This is a genomic window from Methyloversatilis sp. NSM2 (genome assembly GCF_038066675.1).
In the GTDB taxonomy this organism is placed as follows: domain Bacteria; phylum Pseudomonadota; class Gammaproteobacteria; order Burkholderiales; family Rhodocyclaceae; genus Methyloversatilis; species Methyloversatilis discipulorum_A.
Map to the genome: position 1 here is coordinate 175,243 of NZ_JBBUKV010000004.1, position 23,861 is coordinate 199,103.

16 protein-coding genes are annotated in these 23,861 nt (G+C 69.9%); 6 read left to right on the forward strand and 10 right to left on the reverse strand.

Features of this window, described 5'->3' with window-relative positions:
• Positions 1-18: 18 nt before the first annotated feature.
• The 8 genes from WJU27_RS08515 to WJU27_RS08550 are packed head-to-tail and all read right to left on the reverse strand — an operon-like array spanning position 19 to position 14,397.
• Entirely contained in the window at positions 19-5,109 is a 5,091-nt protein-coding gene (locus WJU27_RS08515; protein WP_341421826.1) for a malto-oligosyltrehalose synthase, read from the reverse strand.
• Positions 5,106-6,983 (reverse strand): malto-oligosyltrehalose trehalohydrolase, encoded by a 1,878-nt coding sequence (gene treZ / locus WJU27_RS08520; RefSeq protein WP_341421827.1) that lies wholly within the window; start codon positions 6,981-6,983, stop codon positions 5,106-5,108. The genes WJU27_RS08515 and treZ overlap by 4 nt, the downstream gene beginning before the upstream one ends.
• Positions 6,980-8,194 carry a glucose-1-phosphate adenylyltransferase gene (locus tag WJU27_RS08525; RefSeq protein ID WP_341421828.1) on the reverse strand — a complete coding sequence of 405 codons (1,215 nt, stop codon included), beginning with the start codon at positions 8,192-8,194 and terminating at the stop codon, positions 6,980-6,982. The genes treZ and WJU27_RS08525 overlap by 4 nt, the downstream gene beginning before the upstream one ends.
• A complete protein-coding gene (locus WJU27_RS08530; protein ID WP_341421829.1) occupies positions 8,191-9,324 on the reverse strand; it encodes a DNA topoisomerase IB in 1,134 nt (377 codons plus the stop codon). The genes WJU27_RS08525 and WJU27_RS08530 overlap by 4 nt, the downstream gene beginning before the upstream one ends.
• Positions 9,321-11,519 (reverse strand): glycogen debranching protein GlgX, encoded by a 2,199-nt coding sequence (glgX, locus tag WJU27_RS08535; protein WP_341421830.1) that lies wholly within the window; start codon positions 11,517-11,519, stop codon positions 9,321-9,323. Before glgX ends, WJU27_RS08530 begins: the two co-directional genes overlap by 4 nt.
• Entirely contained in the window at positions 11,516-12,601 is a 1,086-nt protein-coding gene (locus tag WJU27_RS08540; protein ID WP_341421831.1) for a zinc-binding metallopeptidase family protein, read from the reverse strand. Before WJU27_RS08540 ends, glgX begins: the two co-directional genes overlap by 4 nt.
• Positions 12,598-13,725, reverse strand: coding sequence for a mechanosensitive ion channel family protein (locus tag WJU27_RS08545; protein ID WP_341421832.1), 1,128 nt, complete (start codon positions 13,723-13,725; stop codon positions 12,598-12,600). Before WJU27_RS08545 ends, WJU27_RS08540 begins: the two co-directional genes overlap by 4 nt.
• A complete protein-coding gene (locus tag WJU27_RS08550; RefSeq protein ID WP_341421833.1) occupies positions 13,726-14,397 on the reverse strand; it encodes a DUF4142 domain-containing protein in 672 nt (223 codons plus the stop codon).
• Between the two features lie 449 nt (positions 14,398-14,846).
• Here WJU27_RS08550 and WJU27_RS08555 point away from each other — a divergent pair, with 449 nt between their 5' ends.
• The 4 genes from WJU27_RS08555 to WJU27_RS08570 are packed head-to-tail and all read left to right on the forward strand — an operon-like array spanning position 14,847 to position 18,912.
• A complete protein-coding gene (locus tag WJU27_RS08555) occupies positions 14,847-16,286 on the forward strand; it encodes an RNA polymerase factor sigma-54 (protein WP_341421834.1) in 1,440 nt (479 codons plus the stop codon).
• Positions 16,287-16,326: 40 nt separating this feature from the next.
• Entirely contained in the window at positions 16,327-16,905 is a 579-nt protein-coding gene (locus WJU27_RS08560; RefSeq protein ID WP_304003040.1) for a hypothetical protein, read from the forward strand.
• A 47-nt stretch (positions 16,906-16,952) separates the two neighbouring features.
• Complete coding sequence (locus WJU27_RS08565) at positions 16,953-18,065, forward strand: glycosyltransferase (RefSeq protein ID WP_341421835.1); 1,113 nt, start codon at positions 16,953-16,955, stop codon at positions 18,063-18,065.
• Positions 18,058-18,912: a polysaccharide deacetylase family protein gene (locus tag WJU27_RS08570; protein ID WP_341421836.1), complete on the forward strand. Its 855-nt coding sequence runs from the start codon at positions 18,058-18,060 to the stop codon at positions 18,910-18,912. Before WJU27_RS08565 ends, WJU27_RS08570 begins: the two co-directional genes overlap by 8 nt.
• Here WJU27_RS08570 and WJU27_RS08575 read toward each other — a convergent pair whose 3' ends face one another.
• A complete protein-coding gene (locus WJU27_RS08575) occupies positions 18,913-19,488 on the reverse strand; it encodes a phosphatase PAP2 family protein (RefSeq protein WP_341421837.1) in 576 nt (191 codons plus the stop codon).
• Positions 19,436-20,617, reverse strand: coding sequence for a glycosyltransferase family 4 protein (locus WJU27_RS08580; protein WP_341421838.1), 1,182 nt, complete (start codon positions 20,615-20,617; stop codon positions 19,436-19,438). The genes WJU27_RS08575 and WJU27_RS08580 overlap by 53 nt, the downstream gene beginning before the upstream one ends.
• Before the next feature lie 130 nt (positions 20,618-20,747).
• On the opposite strand from WJU27_RS08580, the gene WJU27_RS08585 reads away from it, so the two are divergent.
• Together WJU27_RS08585 and WJU27_RS08590 are read left to right on the forward strand one after the other, a co-directional pair.
• A complete protein-coding gene (locus WJU27_RS08585; protein WP_341421839.1) occupies positions 20,748-23,048 on the forward strand; it encodes a VTT domain-containing protein in 2,301 nt (766 codons plus the stop codon).
• Positions 23,048-23,836, forward strand: a complete 789-nt coding sequence (locus WJU27_RS08590; RefSeq protein ID WP_341421840.1) for an endonuclease/exonuclease/phosphatase family protein — start codon at positions 23,048-23,050, stop codon at positions 23,834-23,836. Before WJU27_RS08585 ends, WJU27_RS08590 begins: the two co-directional genes overlap by 1 nt.
• Positions 23,837-23,861 lie beyond the last annotated feature (25 nt).

Consider the following 23,861-nt stretch of genomic DNA (forward strand, 5'->3'; position numbering starts at 1 on the left):
CCTGCGGCGTCGCCGCGGTCATTCTTCCAGGCCCTGCGGCACTAGCAACGCAAGCGGCAAGGCGGCGAACAGCGGGCCGACGTCGATACGCCCCGCCCGGCCGTCGGTGCCGACGACGGTACCGCCGAAGGCCTCCCGCCAGCGTTGCGGACTGCAGGCCGGCAGCACCACCCGTGTGTTCGCCCACAGTTCGCGTTCGCAGACGCGCTGCGGGTCGCCGCCGGTGAGACCGAACAGCAGCCGCGACGCTATCGTGATGATCACCCGCTGCCCGAGCACGCGCGCGTACGCGATCACGTGATGAGCCACCGGGCCTTCGACCTCCAGCGGCATGTAGCGCCCCTCGCGCAGCGTGCGCTCGAAGCGGCGACGGATCTGCAGCGCGCGCCACAGCAGATAGAGCTTGATCCGGCCGTCAGCCATCTTGGCCACCATTTCGCGCAGGCCCTCGGCGTCGGCGCCGTCCGGCCAGCGCGCCCTGAGGTCCGCCAGCATGCGGCTGCGGCGGTCGAAGTCCACCGGCCGCCGGTTGTCCGGATCGACCAGCGTGAAGCACCAGGTGTCGCAGCCCTGGTAGGTGTCGGGCACGCCGGGCGCGGTCAGCTTGAGCAGCAGCAGCGACAGGCTGTTGTAGCCGCCGAACAATGCCACCGCGCGCTGCAGCGGCAGGAAATCGGCGAGGAAGGCGTTGCGCGCCGCGTCGCCCGCCAGCAGACGGCGCACGAAGTCGGCCAGCGCGGTTTCGTAGGCGGGGTCCGGATTCATCCAGCTGGTGTGCCTCTTCGCTTCGCGCGCCGCCTTGATCATGTAGGCCTCGACGCGCTCGCGCAGCGGCGGCGCGTCGTCGCCGGGGGCGTCGAAGGGCCACACGCCGACCAGGGTCTGGTAGAGCAGGTATTCGTCGTCGGCCGACGGCGCCAGTCCGTCGCCCAGGCGGGTCTTGCGCCGCTGGTTGATGCCGCGCCAGCGCCGCAGCGCGAAACGCCACGGGCCGGGCATTTCGGACAGCACGTCGATGCGCGCCCGCACGTCCTCCGAGCGCTTGCTGTCGTGCGTCGACGAGGCGAGCAGGCCGAACGGATGCGTGCACGCGATGCGCTCGTTGGCGCCGTGGAAGTCGTCGATGCCGATGCCGAAGGTGCGCGGGTCGCCGCCGACGTCGTTCAGCGACACCAGCCGGTTATAGCGGTAGAAGGCGGTGTCCTCCATCGCCTTGGCCATCACCGGCGCGGTGAACTGCTGGAAGCGGCAGGCGAAGGTGAGCTTGAGCGCGCGCAGCGACGGGTCGGGTTCGGTCGGCGCACCGAGCAGCACGTCGCGCACGAAGCGCAGCACGCTGGCGTCGCCGGCCAGTCCGAGCGCCGCCGCCTCGGCCACGGCGCGCTCGACCAGGCGGCGATCGTGCTGCGAATGACCGGCCGGACCGATATAGCTGCGATAGGCCGGAAAGGCGGCGATGATCTCGCTCAGCGCACTGCGCAGCCGGCTGCGCGTGAAGTCGCGCGTGCGCCGGTCGCACTGCGCGATCGCGTGCAGCTGCGCGGCAAGACGCCCCAGTTCGCCCGACAGCGAGTGGGTCATGATCAGATGCTTGGCGTCGCGCAGCATCGTGCTGAAGTCGCGTACCTCGCCGGTGAACGCGCGATAGACGCGGGTGAAGCGCGCCTCCTGCGCGGCGTCCACCATCAGGCTGTGCGACAGGCAGGCGAAGCGGTAACCGGTACCGCCATGCACCGGCCAGTCGGCCGGCAGCGGTTCAAATTCGGCCAGTATCTTCTCGACCACGAGGTAGAGCGTCGGCTCGCTCGCGCCCGGGTCGGCGCGGCGGCGCGCTTCGGCGTACTGCTTCTGCAGCCGGACGAAGTAGCCGGCCGGATCGGACAGCCCGTCGGGATGATCGATGCGCATGCCGGTCACCCTGCCCTGCGCCACCCAGCGGAAGACCTGCGCGTGCGTCGCGTCGAACACGGCCGGCTCCTCCATGCGCAGCGCGGCCAGATCATTGACGTCGAAGAAGCGGCGGTAGTTGATGTCGTCGGCGGCCACCCGCCATGACGCCAGCCGGTAGGCCTGGCGCGACAGCAGCGCGTCCAGCCGGTCGAAGCTGGACGGCTCGCCCGGGGTGCCGTTGAACGCCGCGACGCCGCTCTCAACCCGCGCACGGACCGCCGGCAGTCGTGCGTGCAGCGCCGCCAGATGGCGCTTGAACAGCGCCGCGTTGCGCAGGCGTTCGTCGCGCAGCCCGCTCGACTCGACGTCGCGCGCCGGAAGATGGGCCAGCGCGACAATCAGCGTTTCGAGCTCGACGCCGCAGTCGTCGTCATCGTCGTCGACGCCGGCCTCGAGTATTGCCGGGTAGTCGGACGGATCGACCGGGAAGGCGTGCTCGTGGTAGCGCACGCAGAAGGCGCCGCTCGCCTCGTCGAACGCGAGCTGCAGTTCGCCGGCCTCCAGTATCCTGCCGTACTGGTCGCCGAGCACCGGCAGCAGCACCTTGCCCTGCAGTTCCGGCAGGGGCGGATTCCAGTCGATGTCGAAATGGCGGGCGAATGGCGACGCGGCGCCGTTCTCGAGCACGTCCAGCCACCAGTCGTTGCTGCCGCCGAGCACGCCGACGTGATTGGGCACGACGTCGACCAGCTGACCCAGGCCGTACTCGGCCAGCCGCGCGCAGTAGCGGTCGAACTGCTGTTCGTCGCCGATTTCGGGGTTGAGGCTGCCGTGGTCGACGATGTCGTAGCCGTGACTGCTGCCGGGCCGCGCCTTCAGATAGGGCGAGGCATAGATGTGGCTGATGCCGAGGTCGGACAGATAGGACAAGGCCGCTTCCGCCTGCGCGAAGCCGAAGCCGCCGTGGAACTGCAGACGGTAGGTCGCCCGCGGCACATCGGCCTCGCGCGGCTGGAAGTCGGGCGGGCCGCCGGACAGCGGCAGCGCCGACGCCGGCCGTTCGGCATTCATCACCGCGGCCAGCGCGAACCAGCGCTCATCGGCGCCGATGTCGGCCAGATCGCAGTCCAGCTTGCGCCGCCAGTTCGGCCAGCGCTCCTCACTGGTGCCAGGCAGGTTCACCGACTCGGCCTGCCCCAGCACGTCCTCCAGCTGCACTGCCACCATGGCCGCCGGCGTGCGTGCGAGGTAGCGGTAGATGGCGAGCATCAGCGCCGGGTCGGCCGCATGCGTCGCCGATGCCGCGTCCTCCGGCAGGCGCAGGCCTTCCGCCTCGAGTACGTCGAGCAATGCGCCGCGGTCGCTTTCGCGCTGCGCCGCCTGGCGTTCGCGCAGCGCCGGGTCCGAATACAGGCCGAGCGCATCGCGTTGCTGCAGGTCGAGCGCGCTCCAGTAGCCGCTCAGCGTCGGCAGGTCGTGCGTGCCGACCACCGCCAATGCGTCGGCCGGCCAGTTGCGCGCCGGCTGGAACACGCCGTCGCGGCTTTCGAAGTACAGCGGCCGGTAGGACAGCAGCCCGTAGCGATCCATCGCTGCCCGCACCTGCGGCGGTACGATGCCCAGATCCTCTCCGATGACGATGCACTCGTTGCGCACGCTTTCCAGGCACAGCAGCCTGAACAGCTCGTCCATCGGATAGCCGACGTAGGCGCCGATGCGTGCCGTGCCGCCCGAAGGCAGCCAGAACAGCCGCATCAGGCTCATCACGTGGTCGATGCGCAGTGCGCCGGCGTGCCGCATATTGGCCGCCAGCACGGCACGGAAGGACGAGGGGTCCTGCTGCAGCCGCTGCGGAATGAGCGGCGGGAACCCCCAGTCCTGGCCGGCCGGATTCAGTTCGTCCGGCGGCGCGCCGGCGTGTGCGCCGGCCGCGTGCAGATGTGGCCGTATCCACGTTTCCGAACCGCCTTCATTGACGCCCACCGCGAGGTCGCGATACAGCCCCATGCGCATGCCGCGCGCACGCGCCCGGCGCGCCACCGTCGCGAGCTGTGCCTCGGCCTGCCATTGCAGGTACTCGAAGTACTCGATGCGCTCCTCGTTCTCGAGCATGAAGGCGCGCACCGCTTCGCCGTCGACATCGCGGTAGGGCTCGGGCCACAGCGTCCACCCCCAGACCGCGGAATCGACGGCGTGAAAGTGCGCCTGCAGCGCGTCGAACAGCGCATGCAGGCGCAGGCTGCGTCCGCCCTCGCGCTGGAAGTCGCGAAACAGGCCGGCGCGCTGCGTGCCACGGTCCAGATGTTCGTGCCGGAAGTGCGTGTACAGCAGTTCGAGCACCTCGAGCTTGGCGGCCGCCACGCCGCGGTAGTCGATCAGCTCGGTCGCGCGCAGCGCGTCGAGCCGTGCCGCGAACGCCGGATCGGCGACGCGCGCCTGCGCCGCGCCGCACTCGCCGAAGTCGCGCGTCGCCTCGATGTCGATGTACAGCACATTGAGCCATTCGCGGTTCGACGGGCTGTACGGGCTCGCCCGCTCGGGGTCGTGCGGGAACAGCGCGTGCAGCGGATTGACGCCGACGAAGTGGGCGCCGGCGTCGGCGGCGAGGTCGATCAGCCGGCGCAGATCGCCGAAGTCGCCCATGCCCCAGCTGTGCGGCGAACGCAGCGCATACACCTGCACCGCCGGCCCCCACAGCCGCGCGCCCTCGCCTTCGCGCGGCAGACGCATGCAGGCGGCCGGACACAGCGCCAGCGTGCTTTCGACCAGCAGGCGCGGCGTCGCGCCCGGCAGATAGAGGGACAGCCGGTGCCAGCCGGCGGGTAACGAGGAGTCCAGCGCCACGGTGGCGGTGCGGCCGTCCTCGGTACGCCCGAGCGCGGTGCGCCCGCGCCGTTCGCCGCCCTGTTCGAGCACCAGCCGCCAATGCAGCACGCCGGCGCGCACCGCCTCTTCCGATTGCAGCGTCAGCGTAAGCGGCCCTTCGCCCAGCGACAGCACGATGACCGGCGGCAGCACGCGGGCGGCGTCGGCATCGTCCAGCGCAGCCAGGGCGGCGACGGCAGCGCGATCGGGGTCACCGCCGGCCAGCGGATGTCCGAGTGCTGCCGCCAGCGCCAGGCGGCTCTCCTCCGGCACCTCGAAGCGGCGTCCCCAGGCGTCCTCGAAATCCGGCGCGATGCCGAGCCGGCTGCACAGCGCAGCGAAAGCTCCGCTCATTGCGTCGCCCCGTTATGCAGCACGAACATCCGCATCGACCAGGGCGGCAGACCGGGTTCGCCATCGCCACCGCCGCCGACGGCGGCGAAGGGCTGCGCCCCCGGTACGTCGGGTACCGCCTCCGGCGCATCGCCCAGATTGGCCTGCATGACGAGCGAAACGCCTTCGCCCGACCAGCGGATCTCGAACGCGGTGTCGCCGAACAGCATGCTGCTGCAGCGTCCGGTCTGCAGCAGCGGAACGCAAGGCACCACCCGTTCGCGGCGCAGCGTCAGCATTGCCTGATAGAAGGCGAGCCACTGCCGGCCGACCGCCTCTTCCCGCTGGCGCCAGTCCAGCCTGCTGAGGGAGAAGGTTTCCGGATCGCAGGGATCGGGAACGGTACGCGGCCCGTCGGGCCAGGCGAAGGCGGCGAATTCGTTGCGCCGGCCCTCCTTCACCTTGCGCGCGAGCTCGCCTTCAAAGTCGCAGAAATACATGAAGGGGCTGGTGGCGCCGCTCTCCTCGCCCATGAAGATGAGCGGCGGCGACGGCGACAGCAGCAGCACCGCGACCAGCACGCGCAGCCGGTGCGTCGGCACCATGGCGGCCAGCCGCTCGCCCAGCGCGCGGTTGCCGATCTGGTCGTGGTTCTGCAGGAAGCAGACGAAGGCGGTCGGCGGCAGCGTGCAGCTGGGCTCGCCGCGTGGCCCGCCGTGGAAGGCGGAATGTTCGCCCTGGTAGGCGAAGCCCTGCAGCAGGCAGCGCGCGAGGTGGTGCACCGGCGCGCTGGCGAAGTCGCCGTAGTAGCCGTCGGTCTCGCCGGTCAGGATGACGTGGGCCGCGTGGTGGAAATCGTCGTTCCACTGCGCTTCGTAGCGCCCCGGGTCGGCTTCTCCGGCAAGCCGCTGCGCGCCGTTGAGCGGATTTTCGAGTACGAGGTGGATGCGCCGGTCGGCAAGTTCACGGCGCACCCGTCGCGACAGCTCTTCGAGGAAATGCGTGCTCGACCCGTCGATGATGGCATGCACGGCGTCCAGTCGCAGGCCGTCGAAGCGGAACTCCTGCAGCCAGTAGAGCGCGTTGTGGATGAAGAACTCGCGCACCTGGGCCTCGCCCTCGTAGTCGATGGCGGCACCCCACGGTGTCTGGTGCTGCGCGGTGAAGAAGGACGGCGCGTACAGATGCAGGTAATTGCCTTCGGGGCCGAAATGGTTGTAGACGACATCGAGCAGCACCATCAGCCCGAGCCGGTGCGCGCTCTGCACGAAGCGCTTCAGATCGTCCGGCGTGCCGTAGGACGACTCGGGCGCGAACGGCAGCACGCCGTCGTAGCCCCAGCCGCGTGCACCCGGAAATTCGGCCAGCGGCATCAGTTCGACTGCCGTGATGCCGAGCGCCGCCAGTTCTTCGAGACGCGCCTCGGCGGCGGCGTATGTGCCTTCCGGCGTAAACGTGCCGACGTGAAGTTCGTAGATCACCGCTTCGCACCACGGTCGCCCCTGCCACTGCGCTTCGGCAGGCCGCCACTCGAAGCGCGCCGGGTCCACCAGCTGGCAGGGTCCGCCGACGTCGTCCGGATTGGCCCGCGACGCCGGGTCCGGCACCTCGGTGCCGTCCACCCGGTAGCGGTAGCGATCACCGGTGCGGGCGTACGGCACGGTGCGCGTCCACCAGCCGTCGTCGGTACGCCGGCACGGATGTGCGTCCTCGTGTCCGTCAGCGGTGGCGAGCAGCACCTCGACCTGGCCGGCCGCCGGCGCGTACAGCCTGAACAGGTAACCCTGGCTGTCGTCGATGCCGTTCGCCGGACACGGTCCGAAGGGCATGCGATGAATGAACGAAAGCGTCTCCACGCTGCTGACCCCGGGCCCGGCGCTGCGCAGTTCCGTCATGGCGTCAGCTGTCCTTTCCCGACGACGACGATGCCGCGTTCACTGACGTGGAAACGGGCGCGGTCCTCCGCCTCGTCGAAGCCGATGCGCATGCCGGGCGGCACGAAGTTGTTCTGGTCGATGATGGCGCGCCGGATCTTCGCGCCGCGTCCGATCACGGTGCGGTCCATCACGATGGAGTCGGACACCTCGGCGTCCTCCTCCACCACGACGTCCCGGCGCAGCATCGAGCGCTGGATGACGGCACGCCGTATCAGCACACCGGCGGCGATCGACGCCGTGCGCAGGTGGCCGTCGATCACCTGCGCCGCCTCGGTCTGATCGGGCGCGGCAAAGATGGGCCAGCGCGAATTGAACATGCAGAAGCGCGGGTCCTCGCCCAGCGTGTCGAAGTGCGCGTCGTAGTAGGCGTCGATGGTGCCGACGTCGCGCCAGTAGCCGACCTCCTCGCAGTCGCGCAGCCCGGGCACCACATTGGTCGAGAAGTCGTAGGCCATCAGCCGGTGCGTTTCTGCCATCGCCGGCAGCAGGTTCTTGCCGAAGTCGTGCCCACCCTTGGAGTGGGCGCGCGTCAGCGCCTCGACCAGCGCCTCGGTATTGAAGATGTAGTTGCCCATCGACGCGAAGGCATAGCCCTTGCGTCCCGGCATCGACTCGGCCGTCGCCGGCTTTTCCTGGAAGTCGCGGATGCGGCCGGTGGAATCGGTGCGGATGATGCCGAACGAGGCCGAGTTCTCGACCGGTACCGGCAAGGCCGCCACGGTCGCGTCGGCGCCGGTTTCGAGGTGATGACGCGCCATCTGGCGGATATCCATCCGGTAGATGTGGTCGGCCCCGAACACCAGCACCAGATCGGGCCGCACGCGATCGAGCAGGTGCAGGTTCTGGTAGACCGAATCGGCCGTTCCCTGGAACCACTCCGGTCCGTGCAGCATCTGCGGTGGCACGACGGTGATGAACTGGTTCGGGAACAGCGGACTCATGACCCAGGTTCGCCGGATGTGCTCGATCAGCGACTGCGACTTGTACTGCACCAGCAGGTAGATCGAGTTGATGCCGGAATTGACCAGGTTGGACAGCACGAAATCGACGATGCGGTGCCGTCCGTTGAAGGGGACCGAGGGCTTGGAGCGCTCGGCCGTCAGCGGATGGAGACGGCCACCTTCGCCGCCCGCCATCACGAATGCAAGAATGGATTTCCCGGAAATCATGATTCACCTCCACGTGAGTTCGCATCCGCGACCGGGCGATCGGATTGCGCACTTTTCGACGGAACACGCGCCAGATGGCGTGCCTCGCCGGACTGCTCGCGCCGGGCGCCGGGCGGCGACGAGCGCACCGCACGGCGGGCCGGCGCGCTGGCCAGCATCCGGCGCAGCGCTGCCTCGCTGCGCGACAGTCCGTCCTCAGGCTCGTCGGACGCGTAGTCCTCGAGCACGATGCCGGACAGATATAGATCGAAGATGACTGGGCAGATGTAGCTCGCCCGGGTGACCGGCGCGGTGTTGCCCAGGCTGGCGGCGACCGAACGCACACAGCGCAGCAGCACGCGCGGTGCCGCCTGGGCGTCGTCCAGCGGCCCCTGCCGCGTCAGGAATTCGGCGGCCTTGAGCGTGCCGCCCCAGGTGCGGAAATCCTTGCTGGAGAAGGACCCTATCGTTTCGTGGATGTAGGCGTTCAGTTCCGCCGCCCGCACCGGCCGGCGCAGGCCGCCTTCCTCGTACTGGAACAGCGTCTTGCCCGGCAGTTCGAGCAGACGGCCGAGCACGGCCACGGCGCCACGGTCGCGTACCACCTGTTCCTGCATCACGCCATGCTTGCCGCGGTAGCGGAACACCGCCTGCGTGCCCTCGATGGCGACGTGGCGCTTGCACAGCGTGGTCAGGCCGTAGCTGCGGTGCGCCCGCGTATAGCTCTCGTCACCGACCCTGAAGTACACCGCGTGCAGCAGCCGCGTCATCAGCGCCAGCACCTTGCGCCGCGGCAGACCGCTGCGCCTAAGGTCGGCACCTGCCGTCGCCAGCATCTGCGGCAGGGCGTCGGCGAAGCGCGACAGGCGGCGCCACTTGCGCAGCGCGTTGCGATGGACGAAGTCGGGGTGATAGCGGTACTGCAGCCGCCCGCGCGCGTCGCGCCCGAAAGCCTGCAGTTCCGCGTCCGGGTCCGGACTGACATAGACGTCGGTATAGGCGGGCGGAATCGCCAGCGCGGCGATGCGCGCCAGACCTTCGCGGTCGACATAGGGGCGTCCGGCCGTCGTCACGTAGACAAAGCCGTCGCCCCTGCGCAGCCGGCGCAGGTAGCGGTTCTGCAGCGTTGCGGTGCGGATGACGGCGTTCATGACACCGCCTCCGAGGCATCGACCCCGTCGAGCGCGCGTTGCAGCGCCGCGAGCATTTCCTCGCCGCCGGCGGTCAGGCCGGTGGCGAACAGCTGCAGCGAGCGCCCGGCGATGAGCACGCGACCGTTGTTACGCTCGACCGCGGCGACGTATCCGCTCGACGTGTCGATGAGGCGCCGCCAGGGGTATTCGCTGTCGCCGTCGTCCAGCGTCCAGCCGACGACCTCGGGCGAGGCATTGACCACCAGCTCGATCAGCGTTTCGGTCGCCGGGTCGGGTTCGTGCAGACGTAGCGCACGGCCGTCGACGCGCATGCCGAAGCAGCGCATCTGCGCGTCGTTCCAGTCGCCTGCCTGCATTTCCTCGCCGTCCGAGCGAAGCCAGACGACGTCGCGGAAGGTGCTCTCCGGATCGCCGCCGGTGGCAAAGCGCGCCATGCGCAGCGCCGGCAGCGCGGCGCGCAGCTTCAGCAGGCGGCACACGAAGGCGCTGAGCTGCTCGCCCGCCGGATCGTCCAGCCCGGTCCAGTTGAGCCAGCTCAGTTCGTTGTCCTGACAGTAGGCGTTGTTGTTGCCCTGCTGGCTGCGCCCGAACTCGTCGCCGGCAAGCAGCATCGGCGTACCCTGCGACAGCAGCAGCGTGGCCAGCATGTTGCGCTTCTGCCGCTCGCGCAGCGTCAGCACGCGGCTGTCGTCGGTCGGTCCTTCGGCGCCGCAGTTCCACGACCGGTTGTCGTCGTGGCCGTCGCGGTTGTCCTCGCCGTTGGCGTCGTTGCGCTTATGGTTGTACGACACCAGGTCGTGCAGCGTGAAGCCGTCGTGCGCGGTGACGAAGTTGACGCTGGCCCACGGACGCCGCCCGCGCTGGTCGAAGCGATCGGCCGAGCCGGTCAGCCGCGTGGCGAGCGCGGCCGCCTGCATCTCGTCGCCGCGCCAGAACGAGCGAACCGTGTCGCGGAAGGCGTCGTTCCACTCCGCCCAGCGCGGCGGAAAGTTGCCCGGCTGGTAGCCGCCGGGGCCACAGTCCCACGGTTCCGCGATCAGCTTGATGTGCTGCAGCACCGGGTCCTGCGCCATCGCGTCGAAGAAGCCGCAGCCCTGGTCGAAGCCGCTGGCCTCGCGCCCGAGTATGGTCGCCAGATCGAAGCGGAAGCCGTCGACGCCCATCTGCACGACCCAGTAGCGCAGGCTGTCCATCACCATCTGCAGCACGCGCGGATGGCTCAGATTGAGCGTGTTGCCGGTACCGGTATCGTTGATGTAGTGGCGCCGGTTCTCCGGATTCAGGCGATACCAGCAGGCGTTGTCCAACCCCTTGAAACTCAGTGTCGGGCCCATTTCGTTGCCCTCGGCCGTGTGGTTGTAGACGACGTCGAGAATCAGTTCGATGCCCGCCTCGTGCAGCCGCTCCGCCATCGCGCGGAACTCGCCGATACCGCCGGCACCGAGGTAGCGCTGTTCCAGCGCGAAGAAGCCGAGCGTGTTGTAGCCCCAGTAGTTGCGCAGGCCGCGGTCGGTCAGCTGCGCGTCGTCGACGAAGGCATGCACCGGCAGCAGTTCGACCACCGTCACGCCGAGCGACACCAGGTGAGCGATCACCGCGTCGTGCGCCAGCCCGGCGAAGGTGCCGCGCAGGCGGCCGGGCACCTGCGGATGCTGGCGCGTCATGCCGCGCACGTGGCATTCGTAGATGACGCTGCGGTCCCACGGAACGGCCGGTCTCGGCTGCGACAGCGGCGGCAGGTCGGCCACCACGCGCGCCTTCGGCATGTAGGACGCGCTGTCGCGCTTGTCCACGCCGAGCAGCGCGCCGCTCGGCGCCGCGTCGCCGGCGAACAGCACCGGCGACCAGCGCAGCTGGCCGACCCACTCGCGCGCATACGGATCGAGCAGAAGCTTGTGCGGATTGAAGCGGTGGCCCTCCTCCGGCTGCCACGGACCATGGACGCGGTAGCCATAGACGAGGCCCGCCTTCGCGCCGGGCAGGAAGCCGTGCCACACCTCGTCGGTGAACTCGGGCAGTTCGCGCCGGGCCACCTCGATGCGGCCCGCCTCGTCGAAGATGCACAGGTCGACACGCGTCGCGTGCGCCGAGAAAACCGCGAAGTTGATGCCCTCCTCGGTCACCGTCGCACCCAGCGGATAGGGCTGCCCGGCCTCGAGCAGCGGAAAGCGGACAAGGTCGGCGCGGCTCATGCGCACCTCCGCACCGCGTCCGGCTGCTGCACCGCCGCGCAGACGAAGTCGTGCACGAAACACAGCTTGTCGAGCACCGGCGACGCCGCGATGAAGGGGTAGGCGTCGCCGTGTCCGAGGCTGCGCCCCATGCTGTTCAGGAACTGCGACAGCGGCAGCCAGTGCTCGACCAGCACGTCGCGGAAGGGCCGCTCGTCGCTGCACGCGGCCGCCTCCACGCAGCCGCCGGTTACCACGCCGGGCCGCAGCGAAAAACCCCAGTGCGCCGCGGTGTCGAGCGCGTCCGACACGTGCAGGTAATGGGCGAACGATTCGGCCCAGTCCTCCCACGGGTGCACCGACGCGTAGGCGCTGATGTAGCGCTCGCTCCAGTCCGGCGCCGGTCCTTCGTCGTAGTGATCACGCAGCGCCTCGGCATAGTCGCGGCGCTCGTCGCCGAACAGCGCGCGGAAGTCGTTCAGGCGCGGTCCGCCCGACAGGATGCGGTCCCAGTAGTAGTGCCCGATCTCGTGGCGGAAATGACCGAGCAGCGTGCGGTAGGGCTCGCCCAGCCCGATCCGGCGCGCTTCACGGCAGGCGTCGTTGGCTTCCATCACGTCCACCGTGATGACGCCGTCGGCATAGCCGGTGGTCACCGCGCCGCCGATGTGCTTGCGCGACAGGAAGCGGAACAGCGGCTCGCGCCGCCCCGGCTGATCGAGTACCGGCAGCCCCAGACGCAGCAGCGAGTGGAACAGCCGACGCTTGGCCGCCTCCAGCCGACGCACCAGTTCGTCGCAGGCCGGATCGGCGGTCGCCTCGGTGGCTTCGCTGTGCCGGCAGCTGAGGCAGAAATCGGCGTCTTCGTCGGCCGGAATCATCCAGTTGCAGCGCTGGCGCTCACTGTAGTTGCGGCAGGGCTTCCAGCGGCTGCCCTCCCCCGCCCCGCCGCCCTGGCGCATCCAGCGTCCGTCGGGACCCGTCTCGAAGGCGGCCATGTCCAGCTCCCCAGGCACGAAGCCCAGCATCACGCCGCAGCGCACGCAGGCGGTGTTCTCGAAGAACACCGGACTGCTGCATCGGCCGCACAGAAAGGTCCTCATGGCGCCGGTGCCTCCGAGTAAGCGTCCATGCGCGGCCGCGACGGACCGGCCGACGCATCGTCGTCGTTGCGCGCGCCGTCGAGCAGGCGCGTGCGGATCTGCGGCAGCCATTCGGGCGACACCTTCTGCAGATAGGCCACCATCTGCTCGCGCACCTTGCAGCGCAGATCCCACGCTGCGCCGGCGTTCTGCGTGCTCATCAGGCAGCGCAGCTGCATCGCGCGATCCGTCATGTCCGTCACCTGCAGCGCGCAGACCCGGCGATCCCATTCGCTCGAGGCATCGAGGATTTCGCGCAGCCGTTCGCGCAGCGGCTCGACCGGTACGCGGTAATCGACCCAAAGATAGACCGCGCCGAGCAGATCGGAGGTGGTGCGCGTCCAGTTCTGGAAGGGGTTCAGGATGAAATGTTCGAGCGGCACCACCAGGCGCCGCTGGTCCCAGATGCGCACCACGACATAGGTGGCGGTGATTTCCTCGATGCGCCCCCACTCGTTCTCGACGATCACAACGTCATCGACACGGATGGGCTGGGTAAGCGCGATCTGCAACCCGGCAATGAGATTGCCAAGTACCGGCCGGGCGGCCAGGCCGGCGATGATGCCGGCCAGACCGGCCGACGCCAGCAGGCTTGCGCCGATCTGGCGCACGTTCGGAAAGGTCATCAGCACGGAGCCGACGCCGAGCAGGCCGACGATGAACATCGCCGTGCGGGCGAGCACCCGCACCTGGGTCTGCACACTGCGTGCGTGAAGATTGTCGACATCGCTCACCGGATGCCGGCTTTCGATCACGTCGGCAATCGCACTGATGACACGCACCGCGAACAGGGTGACCACCAGCACGATGGCAATCGACAGCAGATGACGCAGGCCGGTCAGCAGCCCGACCGGAATGGTCGCGTCCGCCAGCGACAGGTGGACGAACAGCAGCGGCAGCAGCAGCAGCGCCGGACCGCGCGTACGCACGACAATGCGTTCGGCGATGTCATAGCGCGCGGCCAGCCGGCGCGCGATGCGGTCGATCACCGCATGCAGCGCGAGGCCGATCAGCACCGCCAGCCCGCACTGAACAAGCAGGCCGAGCCACGGGTGACGCAGCAGGAAGTCGCTTGCGACGTCCACTCAGCGGGTACCTCCATCGGTCGCCAGCCGCTCTTCGAGCTGGCGTGCCAGGCGCAGGTGCTCGCGCAACTTGGGCGCCGTGTCGGCGGCGAAGCTGCGCAGTTCGGGAACCTGTCCCGACTTCGCCTGGCGTTCGAACAGGGCGATCGTGTCCTCGTGCGCGGCGGTGCCGAAATGGCGCAGGAAGGCGGCGTCGGCCTCGGCGCCGGTCAGCGTCTTCAGTTCCTCGATGTGCTCGCGCGAGGCCGGCGCCATGCCCTGCGGCAGCGGGATGCCGTTGGCACCGGCGATGCGTTCGAGCTCGGTATTGGCCGCCGTGTGTTCCTTGTCCAGCATCTCGGCGAAGGCGCGCACCTGCGGATCGGCGGCCCGACCCGCCATCAGCCGTCCGGCTTCCGCCTCGGCACGCCCGCCAGCCGCCGCTGCCGTGACGAAGCTGTTGTCCTCCGGACTGGGCGCAGCGGTCTGCGCCGCACTCGACGGCGGCGGCGACGCGTCGCTGCCCGGGCCGAGGCCGGTCGGCGGAGCGTTGCCCTCGGCGCGCGATGTATCGGCCGGCGCCGACGCCGGCGGCTCGGGCGTGCGTTCGCACGCAGTCAGTACGCCGGCGAGTGCAATCGCGGCAATCAATGTCGTCGTGCGGACATTCGTTGTGGATGCAGGGGTGTTCATCGGTACCTCCTTCGGAACGGTGGCGGCGCGGCCCGGGCCGACCACGGGAATGGATGCGGCGGCGTAGCGCATGACGGCTGCCGGCCCCCTATCTGCAGTTTCCGTGCCCGCCTTGCCCGGGGGTCCCCAAACCGATGCCGGAACAGCGATCGCCACCGTGGTACGGACCTATCTGCAGCGCGGAAGCGCGGGTCGCGGCCGCCGCCCGCGGGGTGCGCTGCGAAGGCGTCGGGACGCCACATCGGCCTCGCCCGGCATGCAAAACGCACGCAATTCTTACTGTCCGGATGTAAATACTTCCGGCCTCGCCCACGCCGTCCGACGGGCATCGCCCATGCAGCCGTAATTCTGTCGATGGCATATCTCTTGCAGGTAGGTGTCCTGATCCAACGGCCCGCCACCGAGCACAACGACACCCGAAACCGAAAGGACACCGAATGAGCCTTGGCATGGAACTCAGACTCCGGCAGCACATCGCCATCACGCCGCAGCTGCAGCAAGCGCTTCGCCTGCTGCAGCTGTCATCGCTGGAATTCACGCAGGAAGTCGAACAGGCTCTTGGCAGCAACCCCTTTCTCGAAGAGGACACCGCAGCACCGACCGTGACCGGCGCCGTACCGAACGCCTCCGCCACGCCGGACGACGGGCCGGACAACGCGCCTGCCGCCGACCGGCGCGACGACGCCGAGGAGCCGGCGGTCCAGTTCGACGGCGCGTACGGCAGCACCACGGCCGGTTCGCGCGACGACGACGAAACCGACTGGACGGAATGGGCGGAAGCGCCGACCGGGCTGCGCGATCATCTGCGGGCGCAGCTGCAGCTGTCGTCGATGAGCGATCGCGACCGCGCGCTCGCCGATCTGATCATCGACGAGCTGACCGATGCCGGGTATCTCGAAACGCCGCTGGACGAACTGGCGGCGCTGATCGCGCCCGAGCACGAGGTCGCGCCGCAGGAACTGCTGGCCGCACTGCGCCTGGTGCAGCAGCTCGAACCGGTGGGCATCGGCGCACGATCGCTGCGCGAATGCCTGCTGCTGCAGCTCAACGCACTACCCGAGGAGGCCCAGGGGCGCGCCGACGCACTGCTGCTCGTGCGCGACCACTTCGATCTGCTGGCGGCGCGCGAATTCACCCGCATCCAGCAGCAGCTGGACTGGAACGAAAGCCGGCTGCACGGCGCCCGCATGCTGATCCGCACGCTGGACCCGCGCCCCGGGCGCAGCTTCGGTCCGGACGATACCCGCTACATCGTGCCGGACGTCATCGTCACCTGCCGTCGCGGGCGCTGGCAGGCGACGCTGAACCCGGCGGTACAGCCGCGGCTGCGCATCAACCGCGCCTACGCGGAACTGGCCGGCGGGCGCGAACCGGGAGAGCGCTCGTTCTCGCGCCTGCTGCAGGAAGCGCGCTGGCTGATGCGCAACGTCGAACAGCGCTTCTCGACGATACAGCGGGTCGCGTCGGCCATCGTCGAGCATCAGCGGGTGTTCTTCAGCTACGGCGACGCGGCGATGAAGCCGCTGGCGCTGAAGGACATCGCGGTGGAACTGGGCTTGCACGAGTCCACCGTCTGCCGGGTCACCAATGGCAAGTACATGGCGACGCCGCAGGGGCTGTTCGAGTTCAAGCACTTCTTCTCGCGCCAGCTGTCGGCGGACGACGGCGGCGCCTATTCGCCGACCGCCATCCGCGCGCTGATCAGGGAACTGATCGCCGCCGAAGACCCGGCCGCGCCGCTGTCGGACGCGCGCCTCGCCCATCTGCTGTCGGGCCAGGGCCTGCAGCTTGCACGGCGCACGGTGACCAAGTACCGCTCGCTGATGCGCATTCCGAGCGTGGAACTGCGGCGCGCCGCCCACGCGGCCGAGCATCCGCGGGCCGCCTGAGCGGCGCCGCCCTCCAACCTCAGCCACAGGAGAGACACCCATGACACAGATCATCGCTGCACACTTCAACTCGGTCGAACAGCTGCAGGCCGTCGTCGATACGCTGCCGGCGCGCGGCTTCGGCGCCGACGACTACGCCACCTACTTCCTGAACCCGCCCGGTCAGCGCGGGCTCTACTGGCTGGGCGGCGACGCCGTCAGCGACGAGGGCGCTTCCGGTGCCGGCCGCACCGCCGCCGTCGGCGCCCTGGTCGGCGGCGGCGCCGGCGTCGCGGCGGGCAGCGCCACCGGTTTTGCCATCGGCAGCGTAGGCGGCCCGGTCGGCGCGCTGGCGGGCGCCGGTGTCGGTGCCTACCTCGGCGCACTGGTCGGCGCGCTGCGCGGCATGCAGGCGCCGGACCCGGAAGAAGCCTCGGTTGAACATCCGGCCGAACCGCAGGGCGGGCCGATGATTGCGCTCAATGTGGACCGGCCTGGCGCGGCGGACGAAGCGATCGCGCTGCTGCACGAAGGTGGCGCGCGCGAGGTGCACCGCACCGAAGGCCGCTGGGCCGACGGCGAGTGGGTGGACTTCGACCCGCGCGAGCCGATCGAGCACGTGCAGCCGGGACAGACGTGAGCAGCGCGTGCGCCGGAACGGCTCCGCTGCACGTCTGTGACCTCACCATGCTGTACGCCAGTCACAGCGGCGGCGTGCGCCGCTATCTGGGCGAGAAGCGGCGCTGGCTGCGGACGCAGCAGCAGTTCCGCCACACGCTCGTGCTGCCGCGCTACGCGCAAGGGCCGGCGGCACGGCAGGCGGACGGGCTGATCGAGGTGCCCAGCCTGCCGCTGCCGTTCTCGCGCGGCTACCGCGTGCCGCTGAATACGCGCGCCGCCCTCGGCGCACTGAAGGCGCTGCGACCGAATCTGATCGAAGCAGCCGACCCCTACCACTTCGCGTGGGCGGCCGTCGACGCCGGGCAGGCGCTGGGCGTACCGGTGATCGGCTTCTGTCATTCCGACCTGCCGCGCATGCTCGGGCGGCTGGCCGGCGCCGGGGTCGAACGTGCCGCCGAAGCCTATATGCGCCGGCTGTATGCGCGCTTCGATCTGGTACTCGCGCCGAGCCGCTGCATGACCGAGCGGCTCGGCGGCATGGGCGTGCAGCATGTGCAGCACCAGCCGCTGGGTGTGGACAGCCGCGCCTTCCACCCCTGCCGCGCTCACCAGGGCCTGCGCCGTGCGCTGGGCCTCGCTGCCGGCGACCGCCTGCTCGTCTATTTCGGCCGCTTCGGCCCGGAAAAGAACCTGCCGGTGCTCTACCGCATGCTCGACCTGCTCGGCGACGGCCACGTGCTGCTGCTGATCGGCGACGGCACGCCGCCACACCATCGGGCGGTGCGCGCGCTGCCCTTCCAGTCGGACCCGCGCAAGCTCGCTGCGCTGGTCGCCGCCTGCGACGTCTTCGTCCATGCCGGCGACCAGGAAACCTTCGGTCTGGCGACGCTGGAGGCGATGGCCTGCGGCGTGCCCGCGGTGGTCGCCGGCACCGGCGGACAGGCGGAACTGGTGGACGCCGCAGTGGGGGCACGGACCGATGCCGGCAGTCCGCAGCGTGGCACCGAGCGCTTCGCCGCGGCGATGGCCGACGGCGTACGGGCGGTGCTCGCGCGCGATCGCACGGCGCTGGGCAGCGCGGCACGCCTGCGCGCAGAGCGCCACGACTGGTGCTACGTGCTGCCGACGCTCGGCCGCACCTACTACGCCGCCTGCCACGGACCCGATCACCATGGTTAGCAAATCAGCCATCATGCTGCCCGACCTGTCGCCCCCGGTACTGTGCGTGTCCATTCACGACGTCGCGCCGTCCACCTGGCCGCAATGCAAGCGCCTGCTCGAAACCGTCGGCGAGGTCGCTCCGCTGCACGTGAGCCTGCTGCTGGTGCCCGACTACCACGGCCAGGGCGACGACACGCCGCCCGCCTATCGCGAGGCCATCGAGTCCTGCCGCGCGGCCGGGCACGAACTGGTGCTGCACGGCCACGTGCATCTCGACGAAGGTCCGCCGCCGCGCAATCCGCTGGAGTGGTGGCGCAGGCGGGTGCTCACCGCCGACGAAGGCGAATTCGCCACGCTGAGCGCTGCGCCCGCGCACGCCCGCCTGATGGCGGGCCGCCAGTGGTTCGAGCAGCGCAACTGGCCGGTGGACGGCTTCGTCGCTCCGGCCTGGCTGCTCGGGCCGGGCGCCTGGCGCGCGCTCCGCGTGACACCCTTCCGCTACACGACCACCGCAACGCACTTCCACCTGTTGCAGCCCGACCTTGCCATCCGCATGCCGGTGATCACCTACAGCACACGCAGCGCGCTGCGCCGGACTGCGTCGCTGGTCTGGCAGGGCCAGCGCCGGCTGCCGGCTGCGCAACCCGTGCAGCTCGCGCTGCACCCGGCCGACGCACAGTACCCGGCGGTGCTCGGCCAGGCGCAGCGTCTGCTCGACACGCTGCTCCGCACCCGGCTGGCGATGACGCTGCAGGACTACGCGAGCACGCTCGAACAGCTGCTCGGACCGCTGCAGGCGGCGCGCCCGCGCGCGGCACCTGCGCTGCGGACAGCGGAGAACAGAACGGCGACGCGACGGCGCTGATCAGCCGGGCAGCAGCCATAGCGACATGACGGCGAGCGCGGCACCGATCACCGCGCCTGCCACGACGTCGCTCGGGTAATGCAGCCCGAGCATGACGCGCACCAGTGCGGTCAGCACAGCGAAGGCGAGCAGCCCGAGCCCGAGCGGCGGCAGGTGGAGCAGCGCGACGAGCGCGAACGACGTCGCGTGCAGCGTATGCCCGGACGGAAAACTGAACTCGTCGAGCGGCGACATGCACAGGTGCAGACCGTGCAGCGACACACAGGGGCGGCGACGCGCCGTCCGCCGCTTGACCAGGCCGTAGACCAGCAGACCGGCTGCACCGACGGCAAGCAGGTGCAGCGCGCAGCGCATCCCGGCATCGCCCGGCAGCAGTGCGAGCAGAGCGATCAGCAGCAGCCAGGCCTCGCCATCGCCGAGCCGGCTGATCGCCCGCGCTGCGATCAGGCAGGGTCGATGGTCGAGCAGCCGATTGAGCCGCTGCACGCAGCTGGCATCGAAGGCCGCAACCGGATGCGGCCCTTCAGTGGGCGGCCGCCACACCGAGCGCGGCTTTCGGTTGCGCGGCGCAGGCATGCAGATGCGCCTCGAAACGGTTGAGCACCACCGGCCAGGTCAGGCCCTCCGCTGTTTCACGCGCCGCGCGGCCAAGGTGGCGGCGGCGATCGGGCTGCCGGGCCAGCCGGCGGGCGGCGTGGATGAAGCTTGCGGCGGCGCGCAGTTCATCGCCGTCGCAGGCTGGCACGAGCAGACTGGCGTCCACGCCGTCGGTCATGTGCTCGCGCGCGGCGGCCAGATCGAAGGCGACGATGGCCAGTCCGCTGGCCATCGCCTCCAGCAGCACGTTGCCGAAGGTTTCGCTGACGCTGGGGAAGAGGAAGATGTCGGCCGACGCGTAGTGCGCCGCAAGTTCACTTCCGTGCAGCACACCGGTAAAAATTTCACCCGGTCGCCCGTCGTCCATGCGTCGTCGCGCCGGACCGTCGCCCACCCACAGGAGGCGCGCATCCGGTTGCTCACTGCGGATGGTGTCGAAGGCGGCGCGCACCAGTTCCAGATTCTTTTCCGGGGCCAGCCGGCCGACGTACAGAAAGACCGGATCGTGCGGCTTCACGCCCCAGCTGGTGCGCAGTTCGAGGCTGCGCCTCTGCGGGTTGAACAGCCGCGTATCGACGCCCCGTTCCACGCGGACCAGGCGCCGGTAGCCCTGGCGCTTCATCTGCATTTCAAGCGCCGCGGTCGGTACGAAGGTCAGGTCGGTGCGATTGTGGAAGGCGCGCAGCACCGCCCGCACCGCGGCCGACAGCATGCCCAGACCGTAATGGCTGCTGTAGGCGTCAAAGTGGGTGCGGTAATCGCTGGTGACCGGCACGCCGAGCTGACGGGCAGCCAGCAGGGCCGACCAGCCGAGCGGGCCTTCGGTCACGATGTGCACGACATCCGGCCGCTCCTCCCGCCACGCGCGCAACAGCCGGCGCCAGGCCGGCAGTCCGAAGCGCAGGCCCGGATAGCGCGGCAGCGGCAGGCCGCGCACCAGCAGGTCGCCCTCGTTGGCGGCCTCGTCCTGCTGCCGCGGGCGGACCAGGCGGACCCGATGGCGGGCACTGCGCAGGTGCCGCACGACGCGGACGATGGACAGCGCGACGCCATTGACCTCCGGCGGATAGGTATCGGTGACGATCACGATATCCAGGTTCTTCTTCATCGCGGGGCCCCGCACACGTTAGGCGAACCTTCGGCGCCTGCAATCGGCGCTCCCGGAGCGCCCGCCGGGCGGTACGGCCGGCCCGGCATGTCGATTGCTGAGGCTGGGCGACTCCACTCCATCGTCAGCCGTGAACTCCGAGCGCCCCTTCCTGACCACTCCGCTGCGCCCGCACGACGACACGCCGTCGGACGACGCCTCGTCGCCGCCCCCGGGCACGGACAGCGTCTGCGTGCCCGGTCGCAACTGCTTCGCGCGCGGCCGCGCCGACCGCCTGGCGCTGCTGATAGACGGCGAAGACTATTTCCGCACCTTCATGCAGGCGGCCGAGCGGGCGCAGCGTTCGATCACCATCCTCGCCTGGGACTTCGACAGCCGCACGCGGCTGCATTTCGACCCGCCGGTGCCGGGCGCGCCGCCAGCGCGGCTGGGCGAATTCCTGAACTGGCTGGCACGACGGCGACACCGCCTGATGGTGCGCATCCTCGACTGGGACTATCCGATGGTGTTCGGCACCGACCGCGAGCTGCCGCCCCGTCTCGGGCTCGGCTGGAAGCCGCACCGGCGCGTGCACTTCTGCTACGACAACACGCATCCGGTCAGCGCCTCGCACCACCAGAAGATCGTCGTCATCGATGACGCGCTCGCCTTCGTCGGCGGCTTCGATCTGACCGTACGCCGCTGGGACACGTCCGCCCACCGTCCGGACGACAGGCGCCGCGAATGCGCCGACAAGGCCTATCCGCCATTTCACGACCTGATGCTGATGTTCGACGGTGACGCCGCGCGCGCGATCGGCGAGGTGGCACGCGAGCGCTGGCTCGCCGCCACCGGCCACCGCATCCCGGAAGCGAAGGACGTCGGCGATCCGTGGCCGGATGCCATTCAGCCCGAACTGACCGGCATCGACGTGGCGCTGGCGCGCACCCTGCCGCCGCAGGCGGACGCGCCGCCGGTCAACGAGGTCGAGCAGCTCTTCCTCGACATGATCGCCAGCGCGCGCGAACGCATCTACATCGAGAGCCAGTACTTCACCGCAGGCAGTGTCGGCGAGGCACTGGCGGCGCGGCTGGCCGAGCCGGACGGGCCGGAGGTGATCGTCGTGGTCCGCCTGTTCAGCCACGGCTGGCTGGAGGAACACACGATGCACGTGTTGCGCACCCGTCTGGTCGAGCGCCTGAGCGCCGCCGACCGGCACGGCCGCTTCCGCATCCTCTATCCGCACATCGACGGGCTGGCGGACAAGGTATGCATAGACCTGCACTCCAAGCTGATGATCGTCGACGACGACATGCTGCGTGTCGGCTCCGCCAATCTGAGCAACCGTTCGATGGGCATGGACAGCGAATGCGACGCGGTGATCGAGGCGCGCGGCGACGCGCGGGTACAGGCCTACATCCGCGACGTACGCCATCGCCTGCTGGCCGAACACCTCGACGTCGAGGTCGCGGCGGTCGTCGCCGCGTTCGAAACGCACGGCGCGCTCGGCCCGGCCATCGAGGCGCTGTCGGGTGGGACGCGCACGCTGCTGCCGCTGAACCGCCAGCCCGACTGGCCGGAGGCCGTGATCGAACTGGCTCGCGTCGGCGACCCGCAGCAGCCGATCACGTTCGACGGGCTGGTAGAAGCCTTCAGTCCCGAGCTGCAGCTGGGCACGCCGGTCACATCGGACGATGAGGGCGAGGCCACGCCTTCGCGGCCGCCCGCCAGCGGACGGCGTCGCTGGTCGCGCGCGGCCATCGCGCGGGTGGCGCTGCCTGGCGCCGTCATGCTGCTGTTGCTCGGTCTGGCACTGGTGTGGCGCTACACGCCGCTGACCGAGGTCGCCGATGCCGAACGGGTGACCGGCTGGGCGCGCGCGATGGCCGACAGCAGCTGGGCGCCCATGCTCATCCTGCTGGCCTACACGCCAGCCTGTCTGCTGATGTTTCCGCGACCGCTGATCACGCTGGCGGCGGTGATCGCCTTCGGCCCGGAAAAGGGCTTCGTGTTCGCGCTGTCCGGCATCCTGATCGCCGCCTTCGCGACCTATGCGGTCGGCCTGCTGCTGCCCGAGGCAACGGTGCACCGCATTGCCGGCCCTCGCCTGCCACGCATCGCCGAAACGCTGCGCCGGCGCGGCCTGCTGGCCATCACGGCGCTGCGGCTGTTGCCGATCGCCCCGTTCGCCATCGAAGGGGTGGTGGCGGCCGCCATCGGCATACGGCTGGCGCCCTTCCTGCTCGGCACCCTGTTCGGCATGTTGCCGGGAACGCTGGCCACCACCGTGTTCGGCGACCAGCTGGAAGCCGCGCTCGACGACCCCGGCCGCCTCGACTATGGCCTGCTGCTGACCGCTGCGCTCGGCATCGTGCTGCTGTCGCTGTTCGTGCGCCGCTGGCTGGTCAAGGAACACCGCGACGGGGCCGGACAGGCGGCGGAGAGGAGCTGATGGCGACGCGCACCCCGGGCCTCGTCGACTGGCGCAATCTGGACAACACGCTCGGGCAGGACTGCCTGCGCATCGCCTCCTACAACATTCACCGTTGCGTCGGCCGCGACGGCCGCGCCGACCCCTGGCGCGTCGCCCAGGTCATTCTCGAACTGGGTTGCGACGCGGTAGGGCTGCAGGAGGTCGATAACCTCGCCGACGGCCACCACGAATCGATGCAGCTCGACTATCTGGCGCGGGCGACCGGCATGGAGGCACATGCCGGCCACACCATCATCCGCCACGAAGGCAGCTTCGGAAACGCGCTGCTGACACGCCGGCCGGTGCTGGCAGTGCAGCGCTACGACCTCAGCTACGGCCGGCGCGAGGCGCGCGGTGCGCTGGCCGTCGACCTGCAGGTCGAGGACGAATGCGTGCGCGTCATCGTCACCCACCTCGGGCTGCGCCCGGCCGAACGCCGCTACCAGGTCCGGCGCATGCTGCAGCTGCTGCACGACCTGCCGGCCGACCGCAAGGTGATCGTGCTCGGCGACATCAACGAGTGGCTGCCGCTCGGCCGGCCGCTGCGCTGGCTGCACGGCATGCTCGGCCACTCGCCGGCCGAGCGCTCGTTTCCGTCCGGCCTGCCGGTGTTCGCGCTGGACCGCGTGTGGGTGCGGCCACGCCACACGCTGCTGGCCTTTTCCACGCACCGCTCGCCACTGGCGCGGGTGGCGTCCGATCATCTTCCGGTGAAGGCCATCGTCGCCGCCACCGCGCCGCCCGCCAGCGTAGTGCACGAAGGCTGATGCCGCTCGCGCTGCCCGTCCCGCC

Excerpts from the sequence above, each read along its gene's own strand:
- WJU27_RS08560 (WP_304003040.1), top strand. The coding sequence starts at position 16,327 with ATGACACAGATCATCGCTGCACACTTCAACTCGGTCGAACAGCTGCAG.
- WJU27_RS08590 (WP_341421840.1), top strand. The coding sequence starts at position 23,048 with ATGGCGACGCGCACCCCGGGCCTCGTCGACTGGCGCAATCTGGACAAC.
- WJU27_RS08555 (WP_341421834.1), top strand. The coding sequence starts at position 14,847 with ATGGAACTCAGACTCCGGCAGCACATCGCCATCACGCCGCAGCTGCAG.
- WJU27_RS08530 (WP_341421829.1), bottom strand. The coding sequence starts at position 9,324 with ATGAACGCCGTCATCCGCACCGCAACGCTGCAGAACCGCTACCTGCGC.
- WJU27_RS08575 (WP_341421837.1), bottom strand. The coding sequence starts at position 19,488 with ATGCCTGCGCCGCGCAACCGAAAGCCGCGCTCGGTGTGGCGGCCGCCC.
- treZ (WP_341421827.1), bottom strand. The coding sequence starts at position 6,983 with ATGACGGAACTGCGCAGCGCCGGGCCCGGGGTCAGCAGCGTGGAGACG.
- glgX (WP_341421830.1), bottom strand. The coding sequence starts at position 11,519 with ATGAGCCGCGCCGACCTTGTCCGCTTTCCGCTGCTCGAGGCCGGGCAG.
- WJU27_RS08515 (WP_341421826.1), bottom strand. The coding sequence starts at position 5,109 with ATGAGCGGAGCTTTCGCTGCGCTGTGCAGCCGGCTCGGCATCGCGCCG.
- WJU27_RS08525 (WP_341421828.1), bottom strand. The coding sequence starts at position 8,194 with ATGATTTCCGGGAAATCCATTCTTGCATTCGTGATGGCGGGCGGCGAA.
- WJU27_RS08550 (WP_341421833.1), bottom strand. The coding sequence starts at position 14,397 with ATGAACACCCCTGCATCCACAACGAATGTCCGCACGACGACATTGATT.
- WJU27_RS08580 (WP_341421838.1), bottom strand. The coding sequence starts at position 20,617 with ATGAAGAAGAACCTGGATATCGTGATCGTCACCGATACCTATCCGCCG.
- WJU27_RS08565 (WP_341421835.1), top strand. The coding sequence starts at position 16,953 with ATGCTGTACGCCAGTCACAGCGGCGGCGTGCGCCGCTATCTGGGCGAG.
- WJU27_RS08570 (WP_341421836.1), top strand. The coding sequence starts at position 18,058 with ATGGTTAGCAAATCAGCCATCATGCTGCCCGACCTGTCGCCCCCGGTA.
- WJU27_RS08540 (WP_341421831.1), bottom strand. The coding sequence starts at position 12,601 with ATGAGGACCTTTCTGTGCGGCCGATGCAGCAGTCCGGTGTTCTTCGAG.